We start from the raw sequence: 22,039 nt of genomic DNA, 5'->3' as shown, positions 1-22,039 counted from the left end.
CTCCGGGGGGAAAGGACGGCTTGGCGATGGATCACAAGCAAGCGGTGCTGCAGCTTCTCAACCGTGCCCATGTTCACGTCGGAGGGGATGAGCCGGGAGACATCCGAGTTCACAATGATGCGTTTTATGACCGGGTACTCTCAGACGGCTCGTTGGGGCTCGGCGAGTCTTACATGGAAGGCTGGTGGGACGCCGCCCAGTTGGATGAGTTTTTTGACAAGGTCCATCAGGTGCAGTTAGACGAAGCGATTCTGGACAAGAACCTGATCCTGAATGCGCTCAAGGCGAAGTTCTTCAATATGCAGAACAGGCGGCTCTCGAGGAGAGTCGCTGAGCAGCATTACGACCTGGACGAAGAGTTCTATCGTGCGATGCTGGGCCCCACCATGCAATATACCTGCGCCTACTGGAAGCGCGCTTCCAGCTTGGATGAAGCCCAGGAACACAAGTTGGACCTGATCTGCCGAAAGTTGCAACTGAAGCCGGGAGATCGGGTGCTGGAATTGGGTTGCGGGTGGGGTGGGTTTGCCCGTTATGCGGCTTTGCACTATGGCTGTTCGGTCGTGGCCTACAATATTTCGGACAAGCAGGTGGCGTTTGCCCGCCGCTGGTGTGCGGGATTGCCCGTCGAAGTCATTCAGGGAGACTATCGTGAGGCCACAGGGGAGTTCGACAAGGTGGCCGCCATCGGCCTCTGTGAGCATGTGGGCTACAAGAATTACCGCAGGCTGATGGAAGTGGCCTATCGTTCCTTGAAGGAACACGGGCTGTTTCTGCTGCACACGATCGGCAACAATGCGTCGGTCTCCACCGCAGATCCTTGGTTCGACAAGTACATCTTCCCCGGCGGGATGCTTCCGTCCACCGCGCAGCTGGGCGCGGCCATGGACGGCCTGCTCGTGCTGGAAGATTGGCACAACTTCGGGCCGGACTATGACAAGACGCTCATGGGTTGGCAGGAGAACATCGACCGCCACCACGAGGCGCTGCCCCCTCTGATCGACGAACGGTTCAACCGGGCTTGGCGCTACTATCTGCTGTCATTGGCCGGCGCCTTTCGGGCAAGAAGAGTTCATCTGTGGCAGCTCGTGCTGTCCAGGCACGGTGTGTTGGGGGGCTACGAGTCGATTCGGTAGCAGACCATGACGCTCACCGAGACCTACCTTGAAAAGCGCGAGCACGCTTCCAAGGCCTGCGCGTCGGCCTCGTCCACCAAGCCGCTAGCCCTTCACAAAGAATCCTCCAACCTCTTTCGGCACCGCGAACAGACCAAGGTTCAACGGCTTGATCTGCGAGCGTTCAATCACGTTCTCCACATCGATCGGGAAGGATGCTACGCCGACGTCGAGGGCCTGGCGACCTACGAAGATGTCGTGGCCCAGACGCTCCCCTTCAACTTGATGCCCGCAGTCGTGCCGCAGCTCAAGACCATTACCGTGGGAGGAGCCATCGCCGGTATCGGCATCGAGTCCTCTTCGTTCCGGTATGGCTTCGTCCATGAAACCATGTCGGAATTGGATATCCTGCTCGCCGACGGCCGTGTTATCACGGCGACGAGACAGAACGAATATCGCGACCTCTTTCTTGGATTTCCCAATTCATACGGTACGCTGGGGTATGCGCTGCGAGCGAGGATCGCCCTCATCCCTGTCAAACCCTTCGTCCAGTTGACGCACCGGCGCGTTGCCGATCCCGTCGAATACTTCCGGCACCTGTCGGAGTTGTGCCGCAGCGGTGGCGTGGACTTTGTCGATGGGACGATGTTCGACGGCGGCGAGCTTTACGCAACCACGGGACGATTCGTCGATCGGGCGGACCGGCCCAGCGACTACACCTACCTGGACATCTACTACCAGTCCATCCGAGCCAAATCGACCGATTTCCTCACCACGCAGGATTATCTGTGGCGCTGGGATACCGACTGGTTTTGGTGCTCCAAACATTTCCTCTTGCAGCATGCGTGGATGCGCCGGCTGTGGGGGCGAAAGCGGCTTCGCTCCGCGGTCTATTGGAAGCTCTGGCAGGCGATTCACCGATCTCGGTCAGCCCAGACATTGCTGCAATTGATGGAGGGGCGTCAGGAGCCGGTCATCCAGGATGTGGAAATTCCGATCGAGCATGCGGCCGAGTTCGCCGGTTTCCTTGAATCGAACATCGGCATCAGGCCGGTCTGGATTTGCCCGGTCGCGACGCTGGACCCTTCCATCACCTATCCGCTTTACCCCATGGACCCCGCCCGGCTTTACGTGAATTTCGGGTTCTGGGACGTCGTGCCCAGCGACCGAGAAGATGGATATTACAATCGCATGGTCGAAGCCAAAGTGCGAGACCTGGATGGCCGCAAGTCGTTGTATTCGAATTCCTATTATTCTAGGGAAGAGTTCGGGCGACTGTACAACGAGCCGGCCTATCGAGCGCTCAAGCAGCGCTATGATCCCACCGGCCGCCTCAAGCACCTCTACGACAAATGCGTCCTGAAGCGATGAGCCGGCGGGAGGAAATCTACTGCAGGAGTTGCGCGGGAATGTGAGGGGGAGGACAAGTCAGTAGCGAAAAAAGCTGCCTCATCGTTCCACCGTCACCGTAATCTCATGCAATCCCGTCGCGCCGTCGGGGTCGGGGTCCTGCTCGATGGAAGTTTGGATCCGTCCGGTGCCATCCGTCGCTCGAACGAGCAGGGTGTGACGGCCGCTGGTTCGCGCCATCCAGTCGTAATACCAGAAGATCCAACTGGCCGGTGATTGCGGCTGGTGCAATTCCGCCGACTGCCAGGTTTCGCCCGCATCCGTGCTGATTTCCACCAGCTGGATGCCTCTGGTTCCTGAGAAGGCCAATCCCTCGATCCGGTGGCTGCGGCCGGCAAGTGTTTCGCCGTGGCCGGGGCGATCGATGCGTGAGGTCGTCTTCACGGTCGCATCGTCGGTCCAACCCTTCTGGGCATAGTACCCTTTATAGTCCGTCGCCGCGACCTCGATGCTGGTCAACCACTGCACGCTCTTCATCCCGTAACAGCCTGGCACGATAAGGCGGATGGGAAAGCCGTGCGCTTGTGGAAGGGGGAGCCCGTTCATGTGGTGAGCAAGGAGGACGTCGCCGGCAAGCGCCCGCTTGAGCGGGATGCTGTCCGAATAGCCATCGGCAGCCCGAATGATTACATCGTAGGCCGCTGGGTCGGCACCGGCCTCCTCCAAGAGGGTTCGTACCGGAATCCCGCTCCACTCAGCCGTCCCGATGAATTCCCCTCCGACGGTGTTCCCGACACACTCCAACGTCACGATCTGCGAGACGCGCGGTCTGGCCAGCAGGTCATTGTATGGAAGTGTAAGGGGTGTCCGTACCAGACCGTCGACCCTCAAGGACCATTCATGGATGCGAATTGCCGGGGGGCTACGGTACGACGTGACATAAAATTGATCATTCGGCGTAATGGCTGGGGTCAGCTTGGAAGGGGGACGGCTGAAGAGGGATTCGAGGAGTGCGGGCAAGGCTGTCTCGGGAGACAGGACAATGGCCAATATGCACCAGACGGTATGCTCAAGTACACGTCTCCGAGACAGGGCAGGCATGGTCACAGGAATCACCCGTTTCTAGCCTTTCGGAATCGAGATAATCGGCGTCCTCACGTTGGAGACGTCCGTCACGGTCATTTGAAACAGGTTGGACAATACCGCGAAGGCTTCTTAGTTCCAACTCGGAACCATCCCTTCGCTGATGGGGAACTTCCTGATGGCATAGTGTTTCCCCTCGAATTCGACGGAAAACTCCGCCTCGGACAACCGAGCCGACGATTCCTCGATCTCCAGCACCCGCGCAGGATTCCTCGGGACCGGGCCGGTTCTGGGGTCCTTGTCCACGGGGTAGCCGCGCTCTTCTCCGATGCCTCGGGCGACAAACGAAATAGTGGAGTTGAAACTGCGCAACAGAATGAATCCGCGCAGAGGATAATCTCCTCCCGGATGCTCCGGACGGACGTCGACGAAGTGACGATCGGGAGGCAACCGTTCGACCATTTCGTTCAACTGCCGCCGTTCGTCGTTGCTCAATCGGTTCAAGTCGTAGTTGGTGATCGCAAAGCGCCCTGTCACCTTGCGGGTCATCCGCGTCGGTTGCTGGGCTTCCCCTGCCGTCCAGCGATAACCGTGCTGGAATGCCGCCACGACTTCAGCCGGCGTCAAGGCACGGTCGAGAGCGACCGGATAGGCTTCCTCAAATGTAATGGGCGTAATCCTGAGCCGTTTTTGAAAGTCGAGAGAAGCCAGATGCAGGACACGGCGCCTGAACTCCCTGTACTCAGCTTCATGGGAGGGACTGTTGGAAAGGAGGGTAGAGCCCTCATCCCCCTCGATTGCCAGACCGCGCGCGACGAGGCGCAGGACCATGCTCAGGTCGAATCCCTGTCGGACCAGGCAATCGACATGAGACTCATCCAATGGCCGGAGAATGCGTTTGGTGAATTCCTCGCCGGCGATCGGGACAATCGTGATCGTCGGATTTTCAGCCACGCTGGCGGAGTATTCCAACGTGATGGCTCGCTCAGCCGCCTCGGAGCCCGTCCTATGCCGCCGGTGATGCCGGCGCTGGTGCGAAAATCGAACGCGGCGGCCACACTGGACACGGCGGTGAAATGCACCGGCCTGTGGTGGCGCGCCCGAGCGATGTTCAAGAGTAGCAGATCGGCCTCGACGTAACTCACGGTTCGATCATATTCCAGCACAGCCCTGTGCATAGCGATGGGCGACAGGCATCCGGTCAAAAGCAGTGAGAATAGTGCTACGATCGAGATCGAGAAGCTGCGTCGTCGTATCCACATGATCCATCCTCAACCTTAGCCGAAGCTTTGATTTCCTTATGTCGATATTCTTCCCGAAGCTGTGAGAGTCGAGCCTGGGTGAGGCCGGGACTTGGGAGTTTCCGGAGGGCATCCCGCACGGCCGCGATCTGTTCCACATAGGTCCTGCAGCCGGCACAGGCGGCGAGATGCAAGGCCATCCGGACTTTTGCCGGTTCATGCAAGTGGGCGTCGATATAGGTCGAGGTCCAGGCTGCCACTTCGCGGCAGGTGATGTCATCCTCAGGGGGCCTCAAGCCATTCGGTGTCATCGGTGCAATCTCCAATGGGACATACCGATGGGTCGATGGGTTCCGTCCGTTCTTACAATCGCAAGTTACCAGCCCGAGTTTACGGTTGAGAAACCTCCTCCTGCCTGTGGCATTGACCCTTAGGCCGTCGTTCCCTCTAGGCCATGGCCATTTCCACCGCCTGCCTGACCCGTTCTCTTGCGCGATGGAGACGCACATACAGGTTCGTCTCAGTGATCTTGAGCAGCTTGCAGACATCCTTGGAATCCACGCCTTCGACGTCGCGGAGGACCAGCACCTCGCGCAGCATGGAGGGAAGCGAGTTGATCGCCTGCTGCATGGCGTCCACGGCTTGCCGGTTGGCGAGTAGTTTTTCCGGAGTCTGGTCGTCCCAGGGTTGCGGAGGGAAGGCCCAATGGCCGGCCCATTCGCCGGATGAGTGGAATCGTGAGGGATCGATTGCTTCTTCATCGCCGTTGTCAGGGGATTGGAAAGAAGAAAACGTGCTGTGCCGTTTCTCGCGGATGCCTCGGTCCTTGGCTTTGTGGATCAGGATGCCGAACATCCAGGTCCGCAGGGACGACCGGCCTTCGAATCGATCCAGGCTTTGGATCACCGTCATCCAGGTCTCCTGCACCACCTCCTCGGCCGTGTCCCGGTCCGCCACGTGGTTCAGCGCCATGCGGACCAGCGACGCGTGATGCTTCGTCACGAGCGTATCGAATGCAACTTCATCACCCTGCCGCAGCCTGCTCAGCATCTGGCTTTCCGTATGGGAGAGCCGCGGAGGCTGCCGGTCCGTCAGATCATCGGACTGTTGAGCTAAACCGGGTGAAGGGGCGACAGGGTTCGTGACGATTGAGCCGATCGAGTTCATGAGCGACCTCCGATGTCCAGCAACTCCGCCACAAACGCGGGTGTGCCGATGAGGGTGACTGTGCCGAGGGGGAGGCTCCGCAGGACCTCGATGCCCTTGGCATCCACAAAATCCACGCCGGTGCAGTCCAAGCGCACGGCCCGGCGTTGACGCAAGTGGGCTCGGCATTCGCCGTCGAGCAGCGAAGCCCACTGCGCCGTAATCTTGCCGTCCAGTTTCAGCAATACCTGCGAGGCCGTTTCCTGCAGCGTTGTAATCTTCAACATCGTCTTGCCTCAGGTTTTCGTGTCAGCGATGCCTGGTGATTCAGCAACGGCGATGCCACGCGAGTCAGCGGATGAGGCGAATGAAAAAAAGATGTGGGTGCGTCAGGAGTTAGAAGATGAGTGGAAGCGAAAAGCACGCGAGGATGAGCGACGATTCACAACAGAAATTCCCAATCTATTGGGACGGTCACGACATGTTGGGAATGTTGAGAGCAATCGAGGGAAGACTAAAACAACATGACTAAGCCAATAGGTCGCTGAATCCGGCGTCTGGTTGATTCATCCGGGGATTTCCTTCCAGCTATCGCCCCGCCCGTGTACCTGTTGGTTTGCCGTGAAAAGCTATGTCTCAGTCTGCCACAGCCCAAATGAAACGGGCGCGGTTTTACGAAATGTAAATACACGTAATTAATGACCTTGACCGATTGTTGAGATTCAGGCACCGTTGGGCCACTACTTAGATGGATGCAAAATGGCTGACAATGTGCAATTCTTGAACAGGCAGTGAAGCAGATGATTGTCAGGACCAGGCTCCAACACAGGAACAGGATTAAAAGGCTGCTTGTCTCGATCCAATTTATAGGCTCGGCATCGCTTCGAACACCCGTTCGACCATGAGGTGTGTCAATGGAAGACAGCGAAAACCTCCGGACCGTGTACAAGGAGCTGTGCGCCAGTTATCGAGCCATTGATGACTTTCGCGGAAAGCTCTTGGGGTTCCTGCCCTTGGTAAGTGGGACCGGCATCTTCCTTCTGATTCGTAATCCAACCCCGCAGGATGTCCCGAAAGAAGCGTTCTTGCCGATCGGACTGTTTGGACTATTCGTTACGCTCGGCCTCTTCATCTTTGAGATTTATGGCATTCGGCGCTGTACGCATCTGATTGTGTTCGGAGCCTTCTTGGAAAAGCAGATGCATGTCGAAGGTCAGTTCACTCACCGACCCCTTGGACTGAGGACTGTGGGGAAGGCTCCCACTGGTCTCTCACGTTTTGTGAGCGAACCGTTGGCCTCGGGTCTCGTGTATTCGGCTGTCATCGGAGCTTGGATGTTTTTAATCCTGCTCGGTCTGGGTGTGGCAAGTAACAACATGCATAGTCCAGAGGTTCTTCGCGGAATCGTCGTTTTAGGGGGCTTCGGCGTAGCGCTTGGTGTATCGCAAGGCGTTAACGTCTGGCTGCACAATACAGACGTAACGATGAAGCGAAAAGAGCTGGACTTGTGGGGCCCGGACATTGGAAAAGCCGAAGACATTGTCCAAAACCATCCAGATAAGAATCGGTGTGGAGATTCCTAGATGGGTCCGCAAAGATCTTAGGCAAGTGTTCGCTGAGTTGCCTGCAGACGGTTAGGTTACTGGGGGAGTGGACGGACGTCCGCCGGCTTTCCGAAGAGTCGAAGCATCCGAAGCCGAAGCCGGTCGAGGTAGAGGTACACGACGGGGGTGGTGTAGAGGGTCAGGAGCTGGCTTACCAAGAGTCCCCCCACGATGGTGATGCCGAGCGGGCGGCGCAGCTCGGAGCCGACGCCGGTGCCGAGAGCCAGGGGTAAGGCGCCGAACAGCGCCGCGAGCGTGGTCATCATGATCGGCCGAAAGCGGAGCAGGCAGGCTTCGAGAATCGCCTGTTCCGGGGACCTGCCTTCGGTGCGTTCCGCCTCCAACGCGAAGTCGATCATCATGATCGCGTTTTTCTTCACGATACCGATCAGAAGCATAATACCGATCAGCGCAATCATGCTCAGTTCGGTTTTGAAAAGCAGCAGCGCGAGGAGGGCCCCGACGCCGGCCGACGGCAAGGTGGAAAGGATCGTCAATGGATGGACATAGCTTTCATAGAGAATGCCCAAGACGATGTACATGGTCAGCATCGCGGCGAGGATGAGCAGCGGCTGGTTGTCGGTCGAGGCCTGAAAGGCCTTGGCGGTTCCTTGGAAGCTACCGCGGATGCCGGCCGGCAGGTTGAGCTCGCTCAAGGCCTTGTCGATCGCTTCCACCGCGGCGCCCAGTGACATCCCCGGCGCCATGTTGAAGGAGAGCGTTACGCTGGGGGACTGGCCCTGGTGGTTGACCATCAGCAGCGTATGCTTCGGCTCGTAGTGGGCGACCGCGCTCAACGGAACTTCCGCGCCGTTCGTCGAGCGCACATAGATATCGCGGAGCGTAGCCGGGTCTTGCCAGTATTGCGGCGCAACCTCCATCACGACGTGGTACTGGTTGAGCGGAGTATAGAGAATGGACACCTGCCGCTGGCCGAAGGCATCGTAAAGCGTATCGTCGATCAGTTGCGGGCTGACCCCGAGGCGGGAAGCGGTCAGACGGTCGAATACCACCAAAGACTGCAGTCCCTTGTCTTGCAGATCGCTGGTGACATCCGCGATTTCAGGCACCGTCCGCAGCTTTCGCTCGACCTTGGCCGCCCAGGTGTTCAACTCCTCCAAGTCTACGCTCTGCAACGTGTATTGGTACTGCGCGCTGCTGGCGCGGCCGCCGATGCGCAAATCTTGAATGGCCTGCAGGACCGTGGGGGCGCCCGGCACCTTCGCCAGTTTGGGCCGCAGCCGCGCAATCACTTGATCCACGCTCATCTGCCGCTCGTCGAGCGGCTTCAACCCGATGAACATGCGGCCTGAGTTGGTATTGCCGCTCGTCCCGCCGCCGCTGAAGCCGGTGACCGTGTCGACGGCCGGGTCGCTGCGGATGATGTCGACCACCTCCAACAGTTTTTGCCGCATGGCCTGGAACGAGATGTCCTGCGCGGCTTGGATGTTGCCGAACATGCGCCCCGTGTCCTGTTGGGGAAAGAAGCCCTTGGGCACGATGGTGTAGAGGTAGACGCTGACCGCCATGGTTGCGAGCGTGAGCGTCAGCATGCTGCGCGGATGCCGTAGGACCCATCCGAGACTGCGCGCATAGCCGGCCCGCATGCCGACGAAGATGCCTTCGCTCATCCGGTACAAACGGCCGTGCGACCGTCCCTTCTCGTTTGCCAGCACCCTGGCGCACATCATCGGCGTCGTGGTCAGGGATATGACCAGCGAGATGAGAATCGCCACGGACAGCGTGACCGCGAACTCCCGGAACAATCGCCCCATCATCCCGCCCATGAACAGGATCGGCAGGAAGACCGCGACGAGCGAGATCGTCATGGAGAGGACGGTGAAGGTGATTTCACGGGCTCCCCGCAGCGCGGCCTGAAAGGGCGGCATGCCTTCCTCACGGTACCGGCTGATGTTCTCCAGCACCACGATGGCGTCATCGACCACGAAGCCGGTCGCGATGGTCAGGGCCATGAGCGACAGGTTGTCGAGGCTGTAGTCGAGCAGGTACATCACGCCGAAGGTGCTGATCAGGGACACCGGCACGGCGACGGACGGGATCAGCGTGGCGCGAATGTCCCGGAGAAACAGGAACACGACGAGGATGACGAGCCCGACCGAAATGGCCAGCGTCCGCTCGACGTCGTGCAGCGAGGCGCGAATCACGGGGGTACGGTCGACGACGACGGAGAGGTTCATGCTGCCGGGAATCGAGGCGGACAATTGGGGAAGCAGGGCCTTCAGCCGGTCGACCGTGGCGATGATATTCGCGCCAGGCTCGCGGTTGATCATGATCAGCACCGCCGGAACGCCGTTGGCCGTGCCGGTCGTGCGGAGGTCTTCGACCGAGCGTTCGACGGTGGCCACGTCGGAGAGACGCACGGCCCGACCTTGGCGGTAGCTGATGATCAATGGCAGGTAGTCGTCCGCCTCGTGCAGTTGGTCGTTGGTACGGATCTCCCAGGTCCTGGTTCCATCGCTCAGTTGCCCCTTGGGACGGTTCACGTTGGTGGCGGAGAGCATTCGGCGGACATCGCCCAGCCCGATCCCGTACTTGTTGAGGGCGGTCGGATTCAGGTCGATCCGCACGGCCGGGAGCGATCCGCCGCCGATGGTGACCTGTCCGACGCCTTCGACCTGGGACAGCTTCTGCTGGAGGATGCTCGATGCGACGTCGTAGAGGTGGCCTCGGCTCACGATGTCCGAGGTCAGGGACAGAATCAGGATCGGCGCGTCCGCCGGGTTGATCTTTCGGTACGTGGGATTGTTCGGGAGATTGGCCGGCAGGTCCCCGCGAGCCGCCGAGATGGCTCCCTGCACATCGCGCGCGGCGCCGTCGATGTCGCGGCTGAGCTCGAACTGCAGCGTGATGCTGGTGGACCCGAGCATGCTGGTCGAGGTCATTTCGGTAACGCCGGCGATCCGTGCGAACTGATGTTCCAGCGGACCGGCCACGGATGAAGCCATCGTTTCCGGACTGCCGCCGGGCAGGGTCGCGGAGACGAGAATGGTCGGGAATTCGACCTGCGGGAGCGAGGCGACGGGAAGGAACTGAAATGCGATGACTCCGATCAGGGTGACGGCGAACGTCACCAGGGTCGTGGCGACCGGACGGCGGATGCAGGTTTCGGAAATGTTCATGCCGGCTCCGTCGGCCAGGCCTCGCTGTGCTGAGCCGAGGCGGGGCGGGCGCGCAGGCGGCGGGCCAATCGATCGAAGGCCAGGTAGACGACCGGGGTGGTGTAGAGCGTCAGCAGCTGACTCAGGACGAGACCTCCGACGATGGAAATGCCGAGCGGGTGCCGCAGCTCCGAGCCGACTCCCGACCCCATGGCCAAGGGCAGCGCGCCGAGGAGCGCCGCCATCGTCGTCATCATGATCGGTCTGAATCGGAGCAGACAGGCCTCATAGATCGCATCCGCCGGCTTCTTGCCTTCGTTCCGTTCCGCGTCCAGCGCGAAGTCGATCATCATGATTGCGTTCTTCTTCACGATGCCGATCAGCAGGATAATGCCGATGAGCGCGATGATGCTGAATTCGATCCGGAACAGCATGAGAGCGAGCAGGGCACCGACTCCGGCGGACGGCAGCGTTGACAGGATGGTCAGCGGATGAATGTAGCTTTCGTAGAGGATGCCGAGCACGATGTAGACCGTGACCAGCGCGGCCAGGATCAGCCAGGTTTCGTTCGTCAGCGAAGATTGAAACGCTTGCGCGGAGCCTTGGAAACTGCCACGGATGCTGGGCGGCAGATTGATGGCGGAAGCGGTTCGCTCGATCGCGGCGACGGCTTCACCGAGCGAGGCGTCGGGCGCGAGGTTGAATGAAAGGGTGACGGCGGGGAACTGTCCCTGCCTGGTGATCGCCAAGGGTGTCGTCGTCTCGGAGAACTGCGTGAACACGTTCAACGGCACCTGGCCGCCGTTGGAGGCGCGAATGTCCAGGAACTGCAAGGCCTGCGGGCCGCTTTGAAATTCCGGCAGCAGTTCGAGCACCACGCGGTACTGGTTGAGTTGGGTAAACATCGTCGAGACCTGCCGCTGACCGAAGGCGTCGTACAACGTATCCACGATCAATTGCGGCGTGATGCCGAGACGCGAAGCCGTGCTGCGGTCGATGACGAGCAATGAGGCCAATCCTTCGTCCTGCTGATCGCTGCCGACGTCGCGGAGCTGCGGGAGCGCCTGGAGTTCTTCCAGCAGTTTCGGGGCCCAGCGCCGCAGCTCTTCCGGATCCGCGTCCTCCAGCGTGTACTGGTACTGCGTGCGGCTGACGCGGTCTTCGACCGTCAGGTCCTGCATCGGTTGCAGGTAGAGGGAGATGCCCTGGACTTCGGCCACTCGCGCCTGAAGCCGCGGAATGAGGTCGGCTGAGCTGATACGCCGCTCGGCAAAGGGTTTCAGCGTGATCTGGATGCGTCCGCTGTTCAGGGTGGTGTTGGTGCCGTCCACGCCGATGAACGAGGAGATGCTGGCGACGGCCTGATCCCCCAACAGCTCGGCCGCCAGGGCCTGTTGCCGCTCGGCCATCGCGCTGAAGGAGATCGACTGGGCCGCTTCCGAAATGCCCAAAATGACGCCCGTATCTTGCTGGGGGAAGAAGCCCTTGGGAATCGCGATGTAGAGCATGACGGTCAAGGCTACGGTGCCGATCGCGACGATCAGCGTGGCGGACTGATGAGCCAACACCCAGCGCAAACTCTTCCCGTAAGCTGCAATGGCACGGTCGAAGAGCCGCTGCGAGGCCCGGTAGAACGGCCCCTGCTGAGCTTCAGGACGGTGCCGGAGCAGCCTGGCGCACATCATCGGCGTGAGGGTGAGCGAGACGATGGCTGAAACGACGATCGTGACGCTCAAGGTCACGGCGAATTCCCAGAACAGCCGACCCACCACATCGCCCATGAACAGCAGCGGAATCAAGACCGCGATCAGCGAGATCGAGAGGGATAGGATCGTAAACGCGATCTGCTTGGAGCCGGTGAGGGCCGCTTGGAGCGGCGACGCGCCCCGCTCGATGTAGCGCGAGATGTTTTCGATCATGACGATCGCGTCGTCGACGACGAAGCCCGTCGAGATCGTGAGGGCCATCAACGTCAGGTTGTTGAGGCTGAATCCCATGAGGTACATGGCGCCGAAGGTGCCGATGAGGGAGAGGGGGACCGCGGCGGCGGGAATGACGGTCGCGCTCAACGTGCGGAGGAACAGGAAGATCACCAGAATCACGAGCGCCACGGCCAGCATGAGTTCGAACTGCACGTCGCGCACGGAGGCCCTGATGGAAACGGTGCGGTCGGTCAGGACCGTGACCTGTACGGCGGAGGGCAGGGTACTTTGGAGTTGCGGCAACAGCTTCTTGATCCGGTCGGCCACCTCGATCACGTTCGCGCCCGGTTGGCGCTGGATGTTCACGATGACGGCCGGCTCTTGGTTCATCCAGGCCGCCTGCCTGGCGTTCTCCACGTCGTCCTGGACTTCTGCGACGTCGGACAGGTGGACCGGGGCGCCGTTGCGATAGGCCACGATCAGCGGTCGGTAGTCGCGGCTCGTGAGCAACTGGTCGGTGGCGTTGATGATCGAGGCGCGCCGTGGCCCGTCGAACGCCCCTTTAGCCTGGTTCACGTTGGCGGCGGCGACCGCCATGCGCAGGTCTTCGAGCGTCAGGCCGTAGGCGGAGAGGGCGCGTGGATTGGCGCGAATGCGGACGGCCGGTCGTTGGCCACCGCTCAGGCTGACGAGCCCCACGCCGGACAACTGAGAAATCTTTTGCGCGAAACGGGTCTCGGCCAGGTCCTGGACCTGGGAGAGGGGCAGCGTCGAGGAGGTCAAGGCGAGCGTCAGGATCGGCGCGTCCGCTGGATTGACCTTGTTATAAATCGGTGGATTGGGCAGGTCGCGGGGGAGAAAGTTCGAGGCGGCATTGATGGCGGCTTGGACCTGTTGCTCCGCCACATCGAGACTGACCTCGAGCGTGAATTGCAGCGTGACGACCGATGCCCCGCTCGAACTTGTCGAGGTCATCTGGTTCAGGCCGGGCATTTGGCCGAATTGGCGTTCGAGCGGCGCGGTGACGGATGATGCCATCACGTCGGGGCTTGCGCCGGGATAGAACGTGACGACCTGAATCGTCGGATAGTCGATCTGCGGCAGGGCCGACACCGGCAGTTGGCGGTAGGCCAATAGCCCTGCCAGCAAGATGGCGATCATCGTCAGGGCCGTCGCCACCGGCCGCATGATGAACAGACGGGATGGGTTCACGGACGGGGGCCTCGCTGGCGCTTTTCACCTGTCGGCGCCGCTGCGCCCGGGGCGCCTTCCGGCTGTTTCGCGCCTTCGCGCTCGTTCCTGACGTCGACTTTGCTGCCCTCGCGCAATTTCTCCGTGCCGTCCACCACGACGACTTCGTTCGGCGCGATACCGGAGGTGATCGCCGTGTCCTCAGCGTGGGAGGCGCCGATGACGACGGGCCGAACCGCGACGGTTTGATCGTCTTTGACGACGTACACGAAGGTGCCCTTCGAACCCCGTTGGACGGCGGCGGAAGGAACGAGGGTGGCCCCATGCTTGGTTTCCAGCAGCAGGCGCGCGTTCACGAACTGATTCGGAAAGAGCGTGCCGTCATCGTTCGGGAACAGGGCCTTCAACCGGACGGTGCCGGTATTGGGATCGATCTGGTTGTCCACCGTGAGCAGGTTGCCGGAAGCGAGCTTCTTCTTTTGTTCGCGGTCGTAGGCGTCCACGCTCAGTTCTTTGCCGGACCGAAGCCGTTCCATGACGGCGGGGAGGTTGTCCTCTGGGATCGTGAACACCACGCTGATCGGGGTGAGCTGCGTGATGACGAGCAAGCCGTTGGCGTCGTTCGCTCGCACCATGTTGCCTTGGTCGACGAGACGGAGCCCGACGCGCCCGCTGATCGGAGCGGTGATGCGGCTGTAGACGAGTTGGAGTTTGGCATTGTCGATCTGGCCCTGGTCGGCCTTCACGATGCCCTCCATCTGCCGGACCATTGCTTCCTGTGTGTCCAACTGCTGCTTGGGGATGAACCCCTGGTCCACGAGGCCCTTGTACCGTTCGAAATCGAGGCGGGCGTTTTTCAACTGCGCCTGGTCGCGCGCCATTTGCCCTTCCGCCTGGATGAGCTGAACCTCGAACGGGCGGGGATCAATTTGGGCAAGCAAGTCCCCTTTCTGCACCAGTTGGCCTTCCTGGAACAGCACGCTCATCAATTGGCCGTCGACGCGGCTTTTCACGTTGACCGTATTGATCGGCACGACGGAGCCCAAGCCGTTGAGGTAGATCCCGATGTCGCCGGTCTTGGCCGAGGCCGTCAACACCGGCATGGGGCGAGGGCCGCCGGGTGATGGGCTCGCGCGGGATGGTTCTTCACCCGATTTCGCCAACAACGCATAGCCACCGAGGGCAAGCAGACCGGCGACGGCGAGGGCAAACAGACCGCGTGTGACCGTCTTTGCAAAACTCTGAGATTCAGCCATGGTGTCCTTTATATACTACCGGTGCTCTGTCTCGTCTAACGGTTCAGACTGTCTTTCTTCAGCTTCAGAAACTCCCGCGATGTTTGCCAGCGTTCCTGGAGTTCTCCGTACAGCCTGTTCAATCCATCCCGCTGGGGCTGGGACAGGAGCGGTTTCATGTCCTCCATGCCTCCCGCGAGGATCTGTTCGATGTCATCTTGATGGGAAAATCGCAGCTCGAGGATCTTGACGTGGGCACGGGTCACGATCCGTTCGATCTCCTGCTGCTGCTGTGCCGTGAGTGCAAGCTCCTGCGTGAGCCGCTTCATGATCCGTTCTTGCCGGGCGGCGGGTCCATGGTCCTGCCGTGGTTGCCTGTCCGCCCCGAGATACCAGGACATGGCCAGGGCTCCGGTGAGGGCCCCGGCGCCGAAGAGGATCAGGAGGCCGGCCCAGAGTTTCGGTCGCGACATCATACTCCCTCCTCAGGATGGTGAAAAAGCCCGAGGCCCATTGCGTCCATCCTGGTACTCATTCCCCGAATAGCGGAGACGATTCGAAGTCTTCAGCCAACAGAGTGGTCGGGCCGAGCGGCGAGCTGCCGCGGACACCGGCCATCAGAATCGTAATAACCAACACCACTGCTGCGGCGATCGTCGCGGTTCGCCAGACCAACTGATCGAGCCCTGCCGAGGCGGTCCAGTCGGCAGGGCGTAGGGCGGAACGGCGGAGCGTTTGCATGACCAACGGCGCGACGTTCAGATCAGGCGGAGGGACTTCCGTTTGGAGGCGGGCGGTCTCGCTCAACGCATGTTCGAGTTTTCGAAGGGCCTCGTCTGTTCGGTCAGTCATCGCAGTCCTCGTGTTCCGGTGGTCAAGATCGTGTGTAATGCCTTGCGGGCCCGATGGGCCCTGACTTTTACGTTGATGAGGCTCCAACCCAAGAGTGTGGCGGCCTCGCGCACCGTGCGGCCTTCGAGATAGACCAACTGCAGCACCGCGCGGTTCTCCGGAGACAACTGGTCCATGGCCCAGTGCAGCACCTCCGACGCCTCTCTCCTCCGAACCTGCTCCTCGAAGGCTGCCTTGGATTCCGTAACGAGCACCTGTTCGATCCACCGCTGGTGATCCTCCGTGAGCGCGCTGACCGGCAGCGCGTCCCGTTTGTGCGCACGCCAATAGTCATAGCAGGTGCGAACGGCAATCCCGGCCAGCCAGTGGTCCAACGGGATGGACCCGGAATATTGCGCCAAGCCCAAAAAGGCCCTCACGAACACGTCGTGCGCGACCTCCTCGACCCGGTCCGACGGAATGCGGCGGGCGACGATGCGAACCACGGAAGCCTGATGCCGCGCAATGAGATCTGCGTAGCGCTCGCTGTCGCCGCCGAGGACTAATCGAACGAGATTCCTATCGTCCGAATCGGCGGTCCGAATCGTTGGCTTGTCATGGGGCATCGTCTGGCAGCGTCCCAGGCCGGTCAGGGCATGCAGTCGGAGCGAACTGTCGCCCATGATACCACTCTGGGGTAGTGCCGCGACCACAAGCAGATGCGCCATATCGCCTCCTTCCCTTAGTCGGGCGCCGGGGGGGAAAGGTTACATGGATCGGCCTCGGCGGTCGGATCGCCCGCGCCGCATGAGGCGGGCTCGAGTGACCGGCTGTCGAATGGCTGAAATGGGAGTTAGGCTGGTCTGGTGATGCCCAGCTTCTTCATACGGGCTTCGAGGGTGGTGGGTTTGAGGCCGAGAATGGCGGCTGCACCCTTGTCGCCGCTGACGCGCCAGTTGGTGTGGGTCAGGACGCCAAGAATATGCGCCCGTTCCCGTTCCTCCAAGGTCGCGAACTGGTCGGGGTGGGGTTGTTCCGATCCCTTGGGTATCCAGTCGCCTAGATCCAATTCGGGTGCCTGGCTGAGGATCATGGCCCGTTCAATGACATGTTCGAGTTCGCGGATGTTGCCGAGCCAGGCGTAGCTCTTCAGCCGCTCGATCGCTCCTCCCGGGACGGACTCAATGCGTTTGCCCATCGAAGCCGAGTACTTCTTGACGAAGTATTTGACCAGCAGCGGAATGTCCTGAGCCCGTTCCCGCAGCGGCGGCAAGTGAATGGGGAAGACCTTGAGGCGGTAGAAAAGGTCGGAACGGAACCGTCCCGCCCGCACCTCCTGCTCCAGATCGCGGTTGGTCGCCGCGATGACCCGCACGTTCACCTTGATCGTCCTGGTGCTGCCCAGCCGCTCGAACTCGCCTTCCTGCAGGACCCGCAGCAGTTTCGTCTGCAGGTCCAAGGGGATTTCCCCCACTTCGTCGAGAAACAATGTCGCCCGGTCGGCGAGTTCAAACCGGCCGATCTTTCGCATCAAGGCGCCGGTGAATGCGCCCTTTTCGTGGCCGAACAGCTCGCTTTCGATCAAGCCCGCCGGGATCGCCGCGCAGTTGACCTTCACGAGCATGCCGTCCTTCCGTGGGCTCAGGTGGTGGATCGCTCGGGCGATGAGTTCCTTGCCGGTGCCGGTCTCTCCGGTGACGAGGACGGTCGTGTCCGTGGCGGCCACTTTTTCGACTGATTGGAAGACTTTGCGGATTGCAGAGGAGCTGCCGATGATCTCCTCGAAATTGTGTTCGGTCTTGATCTCCTCCTGCAGGTAGAGGTTTTTCGCTTCAAGCCGCGCCTTTTCCTGCTCCATCAAGACCTGCTCGGTGATGTCGAGGAACATGGTCCGCGTGTAGGTGCCGCCTGGGTCAGGCCGCGACCACCATTTGATCCAAAGCGGCTTGCCGTTGTCTTTGCGGCGCAGTTCGAGCACGACCCCGCTGGTGTCGATCCCTTTGCCGATCGACTCGAACGCCTCCTTCAGGCGCCGTTGCGCCTCGGGCGTATTGGGGATGAACGAAAATCCATAGGTGCCTTCGACTTGCTCCGCCGTGATGCCGAGGGTCTGAAGCGCGGTCTTGTTGGCCTGGATGAATTTCGAGTCCAGCCCCTCGTTCACATAGGCGATCGGGGCCTCCTCGAACAGATCTCTAAGCTTGGCTTCGTTCTCTACGAGGCGGCGCTCCATCTGCAGCCGTTCCAACTCGGCGCCGGCGCGGGCCCCGAACACCTTGAAGATGGAAAGATCGAGCTGGGCCAGTTCCATGCGTTTGCGGTCCATCACCGCGAGATGGCCCAGCACCTGTCCGGTCGCGCTTGTTACCGGAATCGCCAGGTAGCTTTCGACCTGGATCTCTTCCAATTCTTTGCGATGGAGCGGGAATTGATCGGCCACCTTTTCCGCGCAATGGTAGAGTTCGCCTGCCAGGACGATTTCACAGGGCGTGTGGGCGATGGCGTACTCGAAGTTCGGCTCGAAACGCGTATCCGCCCAGAAGGCCAGCGTCTTTACCTTGGTGCGGTCGGCGCAGAACTCGGACACAAACGCATAGCTCACGTTGAGCACTTCGGCCAACTGTTGGACGAGGGCAGGAAAGAACTGCTCGCCGATCTTCGCTTCGACCCCCTCGACGAGCTGCCTGAGCGCCGCGCTCGTCTTCGCCAGGTCGTGGCGACGGTCGGCCACTTCCCGTTCCAGCACGGCATGGGAGTCGCGCAGGACCTGTTCCGCCTGTTTGAGGTCCGTCACGTCGCGCGAGACGGCGAGCAGCTGTTCCGGCTGCCCATCCTTCCCGAGAATGGGGCTGACGGTCACGTCCCACCATTTCGGTGTCTTTGTTTGGGCCGTCGCAAAGAAGCCGGCAAAGTGCCCAACCAGGCCCCGTTTCGCGGCCTCCACGGCGGCATCGGCATTTCTTCTGTCATCGCCTTCCCAGAAATCCGTCCAAGATGAGCCGGCCACCGACCCGAAGTCGCAGATCTCCAGCGCCGCCATCCCATGGGCGTTCATGGAGATGAGGCGTCCTTCGAGGTCGAGCACCTTGATGCAGTCGCGGCTGGCTTCGATGAGACGGGTCGCAAATTCTTCGCTGTGTCGGAGGGCTTCGAGCGCGGAGTGGAGCGGGTCTTGCTCTGAGCCGGCAACGGGGGATGTCATAGGGGCCTCGTAGCGGGGAAAGCCTAGCACTTTCCCTTAGAAGGCAGCAAGGTGGGGGAAGAGCTGACAAGGCATTTTAAGTGGTAGGAAGCGTATCGATGATACGGTGGTGGTACTAAAAGGTGGCGGCTTGAGCCTCCTCTACTCAGCTAATGGTTAAGCCTCCCCGTAAGATCCTCCCCCCTTCTCCGACTCCTCTCTAGAAAGTGGAATGGTCCACTTCACCACTTCAGGAGAGGAATCATGGACAAGCAGATGCCTCAGGCTAAAACGTGGAGCGTAATGGCGGCGGCCGGTGTCGCGTTGTTGTCGCTGGCGGTTTCCGCCAATGCGGACAGCACGGGGAGCAAGAAGGGACACCGCCTGCTGCTCAAGAGCGCCATCGAAAACGCAGACTACACCGAAGTGACACTGCCGATTTTCGAAGGCCAGCGCAACGGCGAGCGCGTGTGGTTTGTCGTGACGGAGTCATCGGACAAGGCCGATGCGGAGACGCGGGGCGTGCACTATAGCCCCAAGATGGCGAACGGCAAGGGCACGCTCGCCGTGCAGAAGGTGGGGATGGTCAACGGAAAGGTTCAATTCTTGGGCAGTGTGGATTTTGCGCCGGATCGGGTCGTGATCCCGAGCGAGACCGGCTTTCCTCCCAAGGAAGCCAAGCCAGGTGCCATTGGTGAGGCGCTCTATACGCCGCTGATCGAACTTCCGAACGGGGTTGTGCTGAACGCGCCTCAGATCAAGAACAACAGCGGGACGCACGACCGGCTGATCCGCATCGATCTCGAGAAGAAGGCAGCGACGTTCAAGATGACGGATGGATTCTTCGAAGGACGTCGGGTGCACTATACGTCCTTCAACGCATCCGATCCAGCCGTCGCCGCAATCGAGGCCGCGAACTATACCCCGAACCTCAAAGCGCTGCCGAACAAGGGGTCCAACGAACCGAGTTCCGCCTTAACCGGGCTGGCCCCTGTCGTGAACGGGCCGACGGGCAAGATGAATCCCCAGCGGCAGGGACTCAGCTCCGCGCTAATGGGCGAGGGAGATCCGTTGAACATCGTGCAGGAGATCCCAGCCGGTCCCCGTGCGCTGGCCTACAGCCCGATGTGGGACGTGCATGCGACGGTGTGGGCACAGGTGGCGATGCCGGCGTCGAACTCCGTCACGCTGAAGGATTTCAACGAAGTTGAGAAGAAGGCCTACGCCGGCCAGATCTCAGGGCCTGAGGGCAAGGCCTGGGGCTCGATCGGGGTGGTCGTGAACTGCCCGATCATCAGCATCGAAGAGTGAGAGAGCGCGCCAGACTCGTGCGGGGTACGGCGTCATTGCCGTACCCCGTCGCACATTTCGGCATCGGCACTTGATCCCGCGAGAGAGGCCAGGTAGGGTGAGGCAAATTTGAGTTCGTGACATGGAACGCTTGCGATGATCGGTAGCGTCACAATCGGTTTCCTGCGGTCGCTGATGGCGCTTGCGGGACTTGGAATTGTGCTGGCAGTGCTGGGCCTTGCCTACGGTTCGTTTGAGCTCTTGCCGACGGCGGAGCAAGCGGGCAAGCTGCGGATCGTTTCCTCGCTCGCCTTGGCGATGCTGCTCGTGGTGGAATCGATCTTGGGCCTGCTGGTCCGTCGGCTGTCAGGCCTGAACGCACGCCAGTCTGAACGACCCGGTCCCGCCTGATGGCTCCGTCGACGTCCGGCCGGCGCCCGGTTCTCACACGTCTTGTCCTAGGGGTGGGAATCATTCTGCTCCTCTGCGCCCCGAATCTGGTCTGGCTGAAACATTCTACGGTGCGAGTCGAGAACCGCGGGCAGGAGGAGATTCAAGATCTCGTCCTCTATGCGTGCTCGCAACCGATCAACCTGGGAAGTCTCGCGCCCGGCGGGTCTCGCTTCCGGCTCATTCCCCATTGCGGTGAGGATTCTCTGGAAGTGCGTTCCGGTGACCTGGCCGTCTGCAACATCTACGTCGAAGGTCAGTCCTACCATGTCCTTGCCTGGTTGACCTCTCCGATGTCCGGCGATTGCACCTACAAGGGTGCGCCGCCCTTCTCGCCGTGGCTCGTGGGCGAACTGCTTTAGCACGATGTTGAAAAAGGCCGCCAGCATCGTTCTCGGCTTGAAAATATCCTCACCGTACCCCAGAGGGTGCGCCTGCGGACTCTCAGGACGGCCTTTTTGAACATTCTGGGCTATCAGACCTTGCCGTTCATCCTCCACCAGGCACCGCGCTCGGCCTCTTAGGAAGCATGCTCAAACTCGTCTCCTCAGACATCCTTCTCGTAGAGGCCATGCCTGCCTGTTGCATCAGCGCATGCGGACGATTAGCATAGATTTGATGCGTATGTGGTGGAGTCATTCTACGGGCAAGATCAGGCCGGGCCTGTTCGTGTTCTTGATGTTGTCGGTCGGTTGCTCGCTGGAGCAGGAACTCTCGCGCACGCCCAGGACGGCGGTCGAGCAGGTGCTGCTGACCCAAGCCGTGACCCATGCTGTTGCCAACATGAGCCTGCAGGTGCCGGCGGGTGTCAACATCGAGGTGGATGCAACAGGGCTGGAAAGCGATCGATCCCGTCTTCGCATGACGAACTCCGACTTGGGGTCCGTCAACAGCCCGTCACGGGACATTCTCTACATTCGCGATACGGTTGCGGCTGAGCTGGGGCGGCAGGGCTACCGGGTGCGGGCTCACGACATGGAGTCGCCCTACTTGGTTCGTGTGATGGCGGAGTCCTTCGGGACGATGCAAGGCATCACCTTTTTCGGGATGCCGCCGGTCCAGAGCGTACTGATCCCTTTTGCCTTGCCCGAGTTGACGCTCTATAAGCAGCAGAACCAGAGCGGCTATGCCAGGCTGCATCTGGATGTCTACGACAACCGCACGGGCGAGTTTCTCGGCTCGTCCGCCACGATGGTGGGACGCACGTTCTACAACCAGTACACGGTATTGTTTTTCCTTACCTGGAACCGCACCGACATCACCGCGCCGCCCTGATCCGCC

At 60.7% G+C, this 22,039-nt stretch carries 19 protein-coding genes; 7 read left to right on the top strand and 12 right to left on the bottom strand.

Features of this window, described 5'->3' with window-relative positions; genetic code table 11:
• The first annotated feature begins 26 nt into the window (after positions 1-26).
• Together cfa and KF814_06125 are read left to right on the top strand one after the other, a co-directional pair.
• The gene (gene cfa / locus KF814_06130; GenBank protein MBX3235711.1) at positions 27-1,136 is read left to right on the top strand and encodes a cyclopropane fatty acyl phospholipid synthase; all 1,110 of its coding nucleotides are present in this window, start codon (positions 27-29) and stop codon (positions 1,134-1,136) included.
• A 6-nt stretch (positions 1,137-1,142) separates the two neighbouring features.
• Positions 1,143-2,486 (top strand): FAD-binding oxidoreductase, encoded by a 1,344-nt coding sequence (locus tag KF814_06125; GenBank protein MBX3235710.1) that lies wholly within the window; start codon positions 1,143-1,145, stop codon positions 2,484-2,486.
• Between the two features lie 78 nt (positions 2,487-2,564).
• Here KF814_06125 and KF814_06120 read toward each other — a convergent pair whose 3' ends face one another.
• The 5 genes from KF814_06120 to KF814_06100 all read right to left on the bottom strand — a co-directional run bounded on the left by KF814_06120 (position 2,565) and on the right by KF814_06100 (position 6,222).
• Positions 2,565-3,485, bottom strand: coding sequence for a molybdopterin-dependent oxidoreductase (locus KF814_06120; protein MBX3235709.1), 921 nt, complete (start codon positions 3,483-3,485; stop codon positions 2,565-2,567).
• A gap of 195 nt (positions 3,486-3,680) precedes the next feature.
• Complete coding sequence (locus KF814_06115) at positions 3,681-4,502, bottom strand: hypothetical protein (GenBank protein MBX3235708.1); 822 nt, start codon at positions 4,500-4,502, stop codon at positions 3,681-3,683.
• A gap of 268 nt (positions 4,503-4,770) precedes the next feature.
• Positions 4,771-5,100 carry a hypothetical protein gene (locus KF814_06110; GenBank protein ID MBX3235707.1) on the bottom strand — a complete coding sequence of 110 codons (330 nt, stop codon included), beginning with the start codon at positions 5,098-5,100 and terminating at the stop codon, positions 4,771-4,773.
• Positions 5,101-5,236: 136 nt separating this feature from the next.
• On the bottom strand, positions 5,237-5,956 hold the full coding sequence (locus KF814_06105; protein MBX3235706.1) for a sigma-70 family RNA polymerase sigma factor: 720 nt from the start codon (positions 5,954-5,956) through the stop codon (positions 5,237-5,239).
• A complete protein-coding gene (locus KF814_06100) occupies positions 5,953-6,222 on the bottom strand; it encodes an STAS domain-containing protein (GenBank protein ID MBX3235705.1) in 270 nt (89 codons plus the stop codon). Before KF814_06100 ends, KF814_06105 begins: the two co-directional genes overlap by 4 nt.
• Positions 6,223-6,849: 627 nt before the next feature.
• Here KF814_06100 and KF814_06095 point away from each other — a divergent pair.
• On the top strand, positions 6,850-7,518 hold the full coding sequence (locus KF814_06095; GenBank protein ID MBX3235704.1) for a hypothetical protein: 669 nt from the start codon (positions 6,850-6,852) through the stop codon (positions 7,516-7,518).
• A gap of 56 nt (positions 7,519-7,574) precedes the next feature.
• Here KF814_06095 and KF814_06090 read toward each other — a convergent pair whose 3' ends face one another.
• The 7 genes from KF814_06090 to KF814_06060 form a co-directional block, all read right to left on the bottom strand.
• Positions 7,575-10,679: a multidrug efflux RND transporter permease subunit gene (locus KF814_06090; GenBank protein ID MBX3235703.1), complete on the bottom strand. Its 3,105-nt coding sequence runs from the start codon at positions 10,677-10,679 to the stop codon at positions 7,575-7,577.
• Positions 10,676-13,792: an MdtB/MuxB family multidrug efflux RND transporter permease subunit gene (locus KF814_06085; GenBank protein ID MBX3235702.1), complete on the bottom strand. Its 3,117-nt coding sequence runs from the start codon at positions 13,790-13,792 to the stop codon at positions 10,676-10,678. The genes KF814_06090 and KF814_06085 overlap by 4 nt, the downstream gene beginning before the upstream one ends.
• Positions 13,789-15,027, bottom strand: coding sequence for an MdtA/MuxA family multidrug efflux RND transporter periplasmic adaptor subunit (locus KF814_06080; protein MBX3235701.1), 1,239 nt, complete (start codon positions 15,025-15,027; stop codon positions 13,789-13,791). The genes KF814_06085 and KF814_06080 overlap by 4 nt, the downstream gene beginning before the upstream one ends.
• A gap of 35 nt (positions 15,028-15,062) precedes the next feature.
• Entirely contained in the window at positions 15,063-15,482 is a 420-nt protein-coding gene (locus KF814_06075) for a hypothetical protein (protein ID MBX3235700.1), read from the bottom strand.
• 55 nt (positions 15,483-15,537) lie between these two features.
• Positions 15,538-15,858, bottom strand: coding sequence for a hypothetical protein (locus tag KF814_06070; GenBank protein MBX3235699.1), 321 nt, complete (start codon positions 15,856-15,858; stop codon positions 15,538-15,540).
• Positions 15,855-16,565, bottom strand: coding sequence for an RNA polymerase sigma factor (locus KF814_06065; protein ID MBX3235698.1), 711 nt, complete (start codon positions 16,563-16,565; stop codon positions 15,855-15,857). Before KF814_06065 ends, KF814_06070 begins: the two co-directional genes overlap by 4 nt.
• Before the next feature lie 125 nt (positions 16,566-16,690).
• A complete protein-coding gene (locus KF814_06060) occupies positions 16,691-19,039 on the bottom strand; it encodes a sigma 54-interacting transcriptional regulator (protein ID MBX3235697.1) in 2,349 nt (782 codons plus the stop codon).
• A gap of 243 nt (positions 19,040-19,282) precedes the next feature.
• Here KF814_06060 and KF814_06055 point away from each other — a divergent pair, with 243 nt between their 5' ends.
• The 4 genes from KF814_06055 to KF814_06040 all read left to right on the top strand — a co-directional run bounded on the left by KF814_06055 (position 19,283) and on the right by KF814_06040 (position 22,033).
• Positions 19,283-20,329 carry a hypothetical protein gene (locus KF814_06055; protein ID MBX3235696.1) on the top strand — a complete coding sequence of 349 codons (1,047 nt, stop codon included), beginning with the start codon at positions 19,283-19,285 and terminating at the stop codon, positions 20,327-20,329.
• A gap of 135 nt (positions 20,330-20,464) precedes the next feature.
• Positions 20,465-20,719, top strand: coding sequence for a hypothetical protein (locus tag KF814_06050; protein MBX3235695.1), 255 nt, complete (start codon positions 20,465-20,467; stop codon positions 20,717-20,719).
• 53 nt (positions 20,720-20,772) lie between these two features.
• Positions 20,773-21,120, top strand: coding sequence for a hypothetical protein (locus KF814_06045; GenBank protein MBX3235694.1), 348 nt, complete (start codon positions 20,773-20,775; stop codon positions 21,118-21,120).
• Between the two features lie 256 nt (positions 21,121-21,376).
• Positions 21,377-22,033, top strand: a complete 657-nt coding sequence (locus tag KF814_06040) for a hypothetical protein (GenBank protein MBX3235693.1) — start codon at positions 21,377-21,379, stop codon at positions 22,031-22,033.
• The last annotated feature ends 6 nt before the right edge of the window (positions 22,034-22,039 follow it).

Source organism: Nitrospiraceae bacterium (assembly GCA_019637075.1).
Lineage (GTDB): Bacteria > Nitrospirota > Nitrospiria > Nitrospirales > Nitrospiraceae > JAHBWI01.
The sequence above is the reverse complement of the archived record's forward strand: the minus strand, read 5'-3'. Positions and strand labels throughout refer to the sequence as shown.